The organism is Pseudobacter sp., assembly GCF_051955275.1.
Classification (GTDB): Bacteria; Bacteroidota; Bacteroidia; order Chitinophagales; family Chitinophagaceae; genus Pseudobacter.
Genome location: NZ_JBQCGW010000165.1, coordinates 1 through 3,150 on the forward strand (window position 1 = coordinate 1; position 3,150 = coordinate 3,150).

The 3,150-nt window shown below is 49.9% G+C and carries 2 protein-coding genes and 1 pseudogene; all 3 read left to right on the forward strand.

Translation table 11 applies throughout. From position 1 onward, the window contains the following. Positions 1-283 (forward strand): annotated as a pseudogene (locus ACTHMC_RS14000) (polyprenyl synthetase family protein); the annotation flags it as partial. Positions 284-346: 63 nt separating this feature from the next. Beyond that, a complete protein-coding gene (locus ACTHMC_RS14005; protein WP_440413887.1) occupies positions 347-2,047 on the forward strand; it encodes an amino acid permease in 1,701 nt (566 codons plus the stop codon). A gap of 147 nt (positions 2,048-2,194) precedes the next feature. Continuing rightward, positions 2,195-3,150 (forward strand): Smr/MutS family protein (locus ACTHMC_RS14010; protein ID WP_440413889.1); only part of this gene is annotated, 956 nt, incomplete at its 3' end.

Here is a 3,150-nt window from a genome sequence, read left to right on the forward strand (position 1 = left end):
TATCGTGTCCAATAAAAAGACCTTTCTGCTCATCAAGGCCCTGGAATCGGCCGATCCCGTAAGGCTCAATGCCCTGAACGGCCTGCTGGTAAGCAATCCGGCCGATAAAGTACCGCAGGTACTGCAACTGTTCCGTGATCTGAAAGTGGACCAGTGGGCCTTCAACCTGAAAGATCATTACCTCAACGAGGCATACCGTCACCTGGAAGAAATCGCCGTAGTGAAAGGCCGTAAAGAGCCGTTGATGGAGCTGGCACAGTTTCTCGTTCAGCGGGAATATTGATGCCCGGCATTACAGATACTGTTTTTTTCCATAATTTAACCGCTTAATCAAAACAACCACCATATGGCGGGGTCGCTATTCCGTAAGAAATCAATTGATAAGATCCTCAGGGACGCTCAGAGCTCAACAGACGGACATGGATCCGGCGGCCTCAAAAAGATCTTAAGTGTCAAAGACCTTACTTTCCTGGGAATAGCAGCCGTTGTTGGCGCCGGGGTGTTTTCCACCATTGGCAGCGCCGCTGCAGATGGCGGTCCTGGTATCTCACTGCTCTTTGTTATCACCGCCGTTACCTGCGGTTTCTCCGCCCTTTGTTATGCGGAGTTCGCATCCAGGGTGCCCATTGCCGGTAGCGCTTACACGTATGCATATGTGACCTTCGGGGAGCTCATCGCCTGGATCATCGGATGGGCGCTGATCCTGGAATATGCCATCGGTAATATAGTGGTAGCCATCTCCTGGAGTACTTATTTCAATAACCTCCTCATGGATGTGGGGCTCAACCTGCCCGGCTGGCTCACGGTTGATCCGGCCACAGCAGAAAAAGCCTTCAAGGAAGTGACAGCCCTGCAAGCCACAGGAGTGCCGCTGAGCGGGGGCCAGCAGTATGTGCTCGATGCATACAACAATGCACCGATCCTCTTCGGCAGTAAATTCTTCCTCAATATTCCTGCGTTCATCATTGTAGCGCTGATCTCCTGCCTTACCTATGTAGGTATCAAGGAGAGCAAGCGCAGCGCCAACTACATGGTGATCTTCAAGATAGCCGTGGTTATCTTCGTCATCATCGTAGGCGCCTTCTATGTGAAGCCCGGTAACTGGACGCCCTTCATGCCCAATGGTTTTGAAGGGGTACTGAAAGGGGTATCCGCCGTGTTCTATGCGTACATCGGTTTCGACGCCATTTCCACTACAGCGGAAGAAGCGAAGAATCCGCAACGCGATCTGCCGAGGGGTATGATCTATTCCCTGGTGATCTGTACCATTCTCTATATCCTTATCGCGCTGGTACTTACCGGCATGGTGCCTTCCGACCAGCTGCGTGTGAACGATCCCCTGGCCTTTGTATTCGACAAAGTGGGTGCAGAATGGATCAGTAAGATCGTAAGCATAAGCGCGGTGGTGGCTACCACTTCAGTGCTCCTGGTGTTCCAGCTCGGCCAGCCCCGTATCTGGATGAGTATGAGCCGTGATGGCCTGCTGCCTAAAGCTTTCGGTAAAGTGCACAAAAAATATCAAACGCCTTATTTCTCCACCATCGTTACCGGTATCCTGGTGGCCGTTCCTGCTCTCTTTATGCAGAGCAGCCGCATGACCGACCTGACAAGTATCGGAACGCTTTTCGCATTTGTACTGGTGTCCGGTGGTGTACTGCTGTTGCCGAAGATCGAACCGGGAAGTGATACGCGCCCCGCAGGCGGCTTCAAACTGCCGTATGTGAATGGCCAGTTCATTGTTCCGATTATGGTGGCCGCCTTTATTTATCTTTTCCATGAAAGGATCGTGCATGCCGCAGGTAACCTGGGGAAAGACAGCCTTCAGGAGATCTTATTCCTCACATTCGTGTTACTGGCGGTTATCATGGCTTTGCTCACCTTCATCAAAAAATATTCACTCATCCCTGTACTGGGTGTGTTGTTCTGTGCCTACCTGTTGATCGAGATCCCGGCCATCAGCTGGATCTGGTTCTTCTGCTGGATGGGCCTCGGTCTCCTGATCTATTTCATGTATGGATACCGGAACAGCAACCTGGCAAAATATTGATCCATGCCTTCCTGGTTCCGGCTTGTATGGTATCAGCTCCACAGCCGGTTATGCTATCGCGCCGGACCTGGCTGCCGGCTGAAGGCCAGGAGCAATATCCAGCAAGAACTTCAGTATCTTTGCGGAATTAACTGATTTTAGACCAAGATGAAATTTCAAATAGGCGATAAGGTGGTGATCCTCCATTCCAATGAGGACGGTGAAGTGGTGGACATCATCAATGAAAAAATGGTGATGGTGGATGTGCGTGGCGTGAAGTTCCCGGCGTATACGGATCAGCTGGACTTCCCTTACTTCAAACAGTTCACTAAGAACAAGCTCTTCCCGGAAAAGAAACCGCAGAAGATCTATATAGAAGATGTAAAGCATGAAAAGAAGAAAGTGACCGCCAAAGTTGCCGATGGCGTATGGCTCACTTTCATTCCCGTGATCCATTCCGATGAGTTCGGGGACGATGTGGTGGACGATCTCAAGATCCATCTGATCAACAGAACGCATGTGGATTACAAATTCCATTACAAGCTCAACTACGCAGGCGAATCGCAATTCGAACTGCCCAACTCTGTGCGGAGTTTCGAAGACTTTTACCTGCATGATATTCCTTTCGAGAACCTCAATGATAATCCCACTTTCGCTTTCGAGTTTTCGTTGGTGAACCCGGACAAGAACAAGGCGGATTATTATGAGGCATCATTGAAACTGAAAGCTAAGCAGGTTTTTCAGCGCATCGAGCAACTCAAAAGAGATGGAGAGGCCACCTTCTCTTACAAGCTGTTTGACGACTATCCCAATAAAGAATACAATTCCGTTGATGTAAGTCCTTTGCTCACCAAAGGCTACAAAGTATATGATGCCAAAGAGGCGCGCAAGCACCTGGAACCGGCAAAGAATGAGATCGATCTGCATATCGAAGAGCTGACGATGACTCCTGAGAAAATGGATAATTTCGAGAAGCTGACACTGCAGCTGCAGACCTTCGAGAAATACCTGGACCTGAGCATTGCACACAGAAGGCCCAGCCTGATAGTGATCCATGGAGTGGGAACGGGTAAGCTGAAAGATGAGATCCATGATATCCTGCGATTGAAAAGGGAAGTGAGCTC